Consider the following 6,565-nt stretch of genomic DNA (forward strand, 5'->3'; position numbering starts at 1 on the left):
GTATCGGGTTCCCACATTCATCCGCACATGTGCGGATGAATGTGGGAGGTGTTCGGATAAAGTTGATAATCAAGGCATTTGAAACAAAGGCAAAAAAGTACTTGCAAAGACGCGTTCCGACATATAAGTTGATAAAAGACCGCCGTTGCGGTTTTAAGTAGATCGAGCATATGAAGTTTGAGTTTTAGCGTGTAAGAGAAGGAAGATCGGCAAAGTACAACCCCAAACGCAATGACAACTTAATGAGGTAACTGCCACATGTGAGGCACCCAGGGCATTGCTGTCTCGATTTTGAGCACGATGCCTTCCGCCTTGCATGGGCCGTTCCATCCCGCCCCTGCAGCAACTGCCTCACGGGCTCATTGAAAACCGCATAGCACCCCAACGTCAGCACATCACCCACGGCAAGCACATCACTCACGACAACCAACACATCAACAAACAGCACGAACATCAACCGATTGGAGAAGCTATGACAAACTACCACGCTGAAGACGGCGATAAGAAAAGCATTCTGGATGCCCGCATTGAGCGAGCATATGCAAACGAATATGACGCCGCCTTTGCCGCCGCGACCATCAAGAACTACGCGTCGCTACCGCTCGCGACGATCTTGGCCGACCACCCCCAACTGCTGAAGCGCTGCACAAAGATCATGGGCGACCCCGACATTCGCAAGCTGACAGACCCCTATGCCCCAAAACGCGACAACGATTCGTACGTTCTTACCGTAGGCTGCCTAGCCCATATGCTTACGGCGCTCGACACGAAACTCAAGCTCGAATGGGAACCCGACGAGCGTCATGAACTCGAAAGCAAGCGGAACACTCTGCGCACCGCACTGTTCCTTCCGTTGGACGGCCTCAAGCGCTGCAACGTCGAGCTCAATACACAGGCGCGGCAAAAGCCCGGAACCACGGGGCAGAAAACTCCAAGACCCCATGCGGCCATCGTCGACCGCAACCGATATAACCGCATGACCGCGCACTTTTCCGCCGAGGGAGCAGCCATAAGGACGCTGATCGATCTGCTGTGCCTCCTGAGCATCAACGAGCTATTTGAGGGCTATCTCGCCCTTGTTCCCGCGACGGCACCCAAGTCGGTAGCAAAGATCATCGAGACCTGCAGACGCCAGTTTGAGCGCCATCGCAATGGCAGCGAGATGAACGCCAGCATCGCGCAGTACTACGCGGCTCATTACAAAAATGACGGATGTGCCCCTGTCGAGCATCAGCTGCGGCTCGCCTACACCACGCCCGCCGCAACGCTCCATCGCTTTGGAGCCCTTGGCGTTTGCGAGCCGCACGAACAGGCAGCCTGCCCCACAACCGAGCTCGATCTCAGGCTCGGACGAACCCTGTAGCCCGCCAGCCCCTCCGCGGGCAACAATCCTATTCCACAACACAACCAACAGAAAGGAGTCCTCATGGACACCAATCACTCCCCCATCATCAGCCCCCTCACCATGCGTGAATCCGCCCGAGGTATCACGCTCACCAGCATTTACGATGAGATGCTCGCCCGTCGCGAGCTCTCCGTCATGGGAAACATCGAAACCCCGATGGCCCACGACCTATGCCAGCAGATCCGCCTGCTCGATGCCACCGACCCCAGCCGCCCCATCACCATATTTGTCGCCAGCGCCGGCGGAAGCGTGCGATCGGGTCTTGCGATCTATGACGCCATGCGCCTCGCATCGTGCCCCATCCGCACCGTCTGCCTGGAATTCGCCGCGTCCATGGGCGCCGTAATCTTTATGGGCGGCGACGATCGCCGTATGGCGCCCCATGCAGAGCTCATGATTCACGACCCGCTGATCCCCCAGGGGGCAGGCGGCTCGGCACTTGCGCTGCAGGAAACCAGCCGGCGTCTCATGCAGACCCGCAAGACCCTCACGCAAATCCTCTCGGACCGCAGCGGCCTCACGCCCAAGCGCATCCAGTCCCTCACTGCAAAAGACACCTACCTTTCGGCCGAGCGCGCCGTCGAGCTCGGCTTTGCCCACGAAATCCTCTCGACCACCAAGGAGGTCGCCCATGTCTAACCTCGCCAGCCGCCTCGACGCATCTGAGTCCGCATCGTCCACCATCCTCGCCAAGGATCGAACGCTTTCCTGCGACACCCGCCAAACGGGACTCAACAACAACGCACTTGTGATCGGCCCCTCAGGAGCCGGCAAGACCCGAAACGTCCTCAAGCCCAACCTGCTACAAATGAACGCAAGCTACATCGTGCTCGACACCAAAGGCACGCTCTGTCGCGAAGTGGGACCCGTGCTGGCAGCCCACGGCTACCGCGTGCAATGTCTCAACTTCGCCGACCTCAACACCGTCCCGTCCCTTGCGCCCAGCATCGAGCGCTGCGGCTACAACCCCCTGAGGCACATTCGCCGCAAGGCGGACGGCAGGCCCAACCAGCAGGACATCCTCTCGGTGGCAAAGGCCATCTGCCCCATCGAGGACAACAACCAGCCTTTTTGGGATCATGCGGCGGCAAACCTGCTGTCGTGTCTTATCGCCTACGTCACCGAACAGCTACCCGCCGACGAGTAGACGATCAGCTCGGTCATCAAGCTGATCGAGCACCTGCAGGACGGTGCCACGGCCCGATTGTTTGACGATCTGATCACGACCGACCCCCAAAGCTATGCCCTCTCGCTATGGCGGCGCTACGCCATTTCGCAAAATGCCGAGCGCATGCACGCGAGTATCGTCGGCATCCTTGCCGAAAAGGTCATGTGTCTGGGATTCGACGGTGCGGCACAGCTCTATCGTGAGTGCCATCAGGTGGACTTCGCATCCATGGGACACACCCTCTGCGCCCTGTTTGTAACCGTAAGCGATATTGACCGCAATCTCGATCCGCTGACCGGCCTCTTTATTACGCAGGCGTTTATGGGCCTCATTCGTGAGGCCGATAGGCAGCCCGACGGCAGCCTGCCCGTGCCCGTGCGCTTTATGCTCGATGACTTCGCAAATCTGCAGATCCCCCAGATCAACAACGTGCTCTCGATTATCCGAAGCCGCAACATCTGGGCAACGCTGCTATTGCAGTCGACCAATCAGCTCGATGCGCTCTATGGCGAGGCACGCGCACGCTCCATCATGGGCAACTGCGATACGCATCTGGTGCTGGCGTTCCAGGATCCCGAGAGCGCCCGGGTGTTTTCCGACCGCGCCGACGCACTGCCCAGCACGCTCATGGCGACGCCGATCGATCGCTCGTGGCTCTTTGTACGCGGTCGCACTCCCGAACAGGTCGAGCGCTTTAGGCTCGAAGACCATCCGCTCTACGGGGAGCTGCCCGAGGCGCAGCGAGGCCATGCGGAGACCGAGATCTAGGCGCAGGGTTCTCGCAGCGCGCGGCGCCCCGGCGATGTTCCACAAAGGCCGTGCGCCCCGGGACCACGGCAAAGCAAAGGGGCCCGCATCCGATAGGATACGGGCCCCTGACTATAAGGCGCGATGCGTTAACAGCAGCGACTACTTGCGGTGAGCGCGGTAGAACTCGATGAGCGCCTGGGTCGAAGCGTCCTGCTCGGCCTTGGCGGCGTCGTCGTGGAAGGCCGGGGTAATCTGCTTGGCAAGCTGCTTACCCAGCTCAACGCCCCACTGGTCGTAGGAGTCGATGCCCCAGACCGTGCCCTCGACAAACGTGATGTGCTCGTACAGGGCGATGAGCTCGCCAAGTGCGAACGGGGTCAGCGTGTCGCCGAAGATCGAGGTCGTCGGACGGTTGCCCTCAAAGCAGCGGGCCGGGACGATCTGCTCGGGCGTGCCCTCGGCACGAACCTCGTCGGCCGTCTTGCCAAAGGCAAGCGCCTTGGTCTGGGCCAGGAAGTTGCCCAGGAACAGCTCATGCACGTCCTGGCCGCTATCGGTCGCAGGATTGGCGGTATTGGCGAAGGCGATGAAGTCGGCCGGAACCACCACAGTGCCCTGGTGCAGCAGCTGGTAGAAGGCATGCTGGCCGTTGGTGCCGGGCTCGCCCCAGAAGATCTCACCGGTATCGGAGGTCACAGCGCTGCCGTCCCAGCGGACGTGCTTGCCGTTGGACTCCATGGTGAGCTGCTGCAGGTAGGCCGGGAAGCGGTGCAGATACTGGCAGTACGGAAGCACGGCGTGGCTCTTGGAGCCGAAGAAGTTGACGTACCAGACGTTGAACAGGCCCATCAGCGCGACGGCGTTGTTCTCGAGCGGCGTGTTGCAGAAGTACTCGTCGATGGCATGGAAGCCCTCGAGGAACTGCTGGAAGCGCTCGGGGCCGAGCACGACGATCAGCGACAGGCCCACGGCGGAGTCGACGGAGTAGCGGCCGCCGACCCAGTTCCAGAAGCCGAAGGCATTGGCGGGGTCAATACCGAAGGCCTCGACCTTCTCGAGTGCGGTGGAAACGGCGACGAAGTGCTTTGCCACGGCCTCGGCGTTCTGCTCATCGGAGCCGTCGATGGCACCCTGAGCCTTGAGCTGCTCGAGCATCCAGGTCTTGACCTCGCGAGCGTTAGTGAGGGTCTCGAGCGTGGTGAAAGTCTTGGAGACGATAATCACGAGCGTGGTCTCGGGATCGAGGCCCTTGAGCTTCTCGGCCTGGTCGTTGGGGTCGATATTGGAGATGTAGCGGCAGTCGATACCGGCGTCGGCATAGGGACGCAGGGCCTCGTAGGCCATGACCGGGCCCAAGTCGGAGCCACCGATGCCGATGGACACCAGGTGCTCGATCTTCTTGCCGGTTACGCCCTTCCACTCACCGGAGCGCACGCGCTCGGCGAACGCATACATGCGGTCGAGGACCTCGTGCACGTCGGCGACGACATCCTGGCCGTCAACGATGAGCTGGCCCTTCTCGCTTGCCGGACGACGAAGCGCGGTGTGCAGGACGGCGCGGTCCTCGGTGGTGTTGATGTGCTCGCCGGAGAACATGGCGTCGCGGCGCTCCTCGAGCTTCACCTCGCGGGCAAGATCGCACAGCAGCTTGACGGTCTCATCGGTCACCAGGTTCTTGGACAGGTCGAAGTGCAGGTCACCGGCGTCAAAGCTCAGCTTGTTCACGCGCTCTGCATCGGCAGCGAACCATGCCTTAAGGTCGATACCCTCGGCCTCGAGCTTCTCCTGATGGGCCTCGAGCGCCTTCCAAGCGGCGGTCGACGTAGCGTCGATAGGTGCGGCAACAGTTGCCATAAAGTCCTCCTCAACATACGGGCGCATACCTCCATGCGCCCGGATAATCAGATGCCCCTATTCTAGCGCAGGTCAAGACCGTAATCAGCGAGCGTTGCCAATCCGCCCCCAAACGGCGACCGACCAAAAAGGGACAGGTTTATTTTGGCAGGTCAAACGCTTTACCCACCAAAATAAACCTGTCCCTTCCTGGCAGGTACTAGGCCGCGGCGCACACGCTGCCGAGCAACTCGCGCAGAGGAGACCCAATGCCCTCAAGCAGTTCGGGAGCGATAATGGCAAAAACGGGAACCTCGCCGGCTCCTACGACGGCAGGCACCTTGCCCTCCGAGACAATACATCCATAAGGAACAAAACCGTCTTCGCCGGCATCGAGCACGGCCATGCGACGAGCGAGTTCACGCGCAAAGCCGGCAGTATCGGCATCGCCGATCGCCAGGACAAAGTCCACGCCTTCGTCGGTCGCTAGGGCTACGGCCTCATCAACCAAATCGTCTCCCCCGTCGTCCCCGACCAAACCGCAACGAAAGAGCACGCGTTCGAGCAGGGCGCGATCGAGCGAGCCGAGTGCCGCCGAGACGAGCTCATCGCGCGTATGCTTGTCACCGCCCAGCACTACCAGCGCCTTAGTGCCGCCGTAGTGAGCGACCAATCGTCCGCACCAGCGAGCCACGTCTCCATCCGCAACAAGGCGCGTTGGCATACCAAACCCATAATTGACCATCTTTCCCACAACCCTTCCGTGCATGTAGGTGGCACCGATCGTTAGGCTCATGCTACGAAGCGAGGTTTTCCGAGCTGTTTCGCACTCTTTAGGGCTGCGTTAAATACCCGATGTAACCGAACGACCATACCTGCCAAAAAGGGACAGGTTTTGACGATGTCCGCGCAAGCCGGTATTATCGAACAGGTATTCGATAAGAACATGTGTTTGATGGGAGGACGCGTGGGGCACGAGCGTCACACCTATATCTGCATCGACCTTAAAACGTTCTACGCCAGCGTCGAGTGCGTCGACCGCGGGCTCAACCCGCTCACCACCAACCTGGTCGTTGCCGACGAATCGCGCGGACGCACGACCATCTGTCTCGCCATCACGCAGGCCATGAAGGACTTAGGTATTCACAACCGCTGTCGTCTGTTCGAGATTCCCGACGGCATCGACTACATCAAGGCCGTACCGCGCATGCAGCACTATATGGAGGTGTCGGCACAAATCTACGGCATCTATCTGGAATACGTCAGTCCGCAAGACGTTCACGTCTACTCAATTGACGAGTGCTTTATCGACGTGACACCCTATCTGGACCTCTATCACACCGATGCGGAAGGCTTCGCCTGCATGTTGCGCGACGAGGTCCTGGCGCGCACCGGCATCACGGCGACGG

General features: G+C 60.2%; 7 protein-coding genes. 5 read left to right on the forward strand and 2 right to left on the reverse strand.

Going from position 1 to position 6,565, the window contains the following annotated elements:
* Window positions 1-472 precede the first annotated feature (472 nt).
* The 4 genes from ABCN01_RS09420 (at window position 473) to ABCN01_RS09435 (ending at window position 3,341) form a co-directional block, all read left to right on the forward strand.
* The gene (locus tag ABCN01_RS09420; RefSeq protein WP_343014270.1) at window positions 473-1,363 is read left to right on the forward strand and encodes a hypothetical protein; all 891 of its coding nucleotides are present in this window, start codon (window positions 473-475) and stop codon (window positions 1,361-1,363) included.
* Window positions 1,364-1,426: 63 nt separating this feature from the next.
* On the forward strand, window positions 1,427-2,044 hold the full coding sequence (locus ABCN01_RS09425) for an ATP-dependent Clp protease proteolytic subunit (RefSeq protein ID WP_022094432.1): 618 nt from the start codon (window positions 1,427-1,429) through the stop codon (window positions 2,042-2,044).
* Window positions 2,037-2,552 carry a type IV secretory system conjugative DNA transfer family protein gene (locus ABCN01_RS09430; protein WP_342996632.1) on the forward strand — a complete coding sequence of 172 codons (516 nt, stop codon included), beginning with the start codon at window positions 2,037-2,039 and terminating at the stop codon, window positions 2,550-2,552. The genes ABCN01_RS09425 and ABCN01_RS09430 overlap by 8 nt, the downstream gene beginning before the upstream one ends.
* A gap of 33 nt (window positions 2,553-2,585) precedes the next feature.
* Window positions 2,586-3,341: a type IV secretory system conjugative DNA transfer family protein gene (locus tag ABCN01_RS09435; RefSeq protein WP_342996669.1), complete on the forward strand. Its 756-nt coding sequence runs from the start codon at window positions 2,586-2,588 to the stop codon at window positions 3,339-3,341.
* Window positions 3,342-3,482: 141 nt separating this feature from the next.
* On the opposite strand, the gene pgi is transcribed toward ABCN01_RS09435, so the two are convergent.
* On the reverse strand, window positions 3,483-5,177 hold the full coding sequence (gene pgi, locus ABCN01_RS09440; protein ID WP_117757367.1) for a glucose-6-phosphate isomerase: 1,695 nt from the start codon (window positions 5,175-5,177) through the stop codon (window positions 3,483-3,485).
* Window positions 5,178-5,376: 199 nt separating this feature from the next.
* Window positions 5,377-5,880 (reverse strand): iron-containing alcohol dehydrogenase, encoded by a 504-nt coding sequence (locus tag ABCN01_RS09445; RefSeq protein ID WP_343014271.1) that lies wholly within the window; start codon window positions 5,878-5,880, stop codon window positions 5,377-5,379.
* Between the two features lie 222 nt (window positions 5,881-6,102).
* Here ABCN01_RS09445 and ABCN01_RS09450 point away from each other — a divergent pair.
* Window positions 6,103-6,565, forward strand: a 463-nt coding sequence (locus ABCN01_RS09450; RefSeq protein WP_484039522.1) for a Y-family DNA polymerase, incomplete at its 3' end; no start/stop codon positions are given.

Origin of the sequence: Collinsella aerofaciens (assembly GCF_039062365.1) — a bacterium.
Classification (GTDB): Bacteria; Actinomycetota; Coriobacteriia; order Coriobacteriales; family Coriobacteriaceae; genus Collinsella.

Excerpts from the sequence above, each read along its gene's own strand:
- ABCN01_RS09420 (WP_343014270.1), top strand. The coding sequence starts at position 473 with ATGACAAACTACCACGCTGAAGACGGCGATAAGAAAAGCATTCTGGAT.
- ABCN01_RS09425 (WP_022094432.1), top strand. The coding sequence starts at position 1,427 with ATGGACACCAATCACTCCCCCATCATCAGCCCCCTCACCATGCGTGAA.
- ABCN01_RS09430 (WP_342996632.1), top strand. The coding sequence starts at position 2,037 with ATGTCTAACCTCGCCAGCCGCCTCGACGCATCTGAGTCCGCATCGTCC.
- pgi (WP_117757367.1), bottom strand. The coding sequence starts at position 5,177 with ATGGCAACTGTTGCCGCACCTATCGACGCTACGTCGACCGCCGCTTGG.
- ABCN01_RS09445 (WP_343014271.1), bottom strand. The coding sequence starts at position 5,880 with ATGCCAACGCGCCTTGTTGCGGATGGAGACGTGGCTCGCTGGTGCGGA.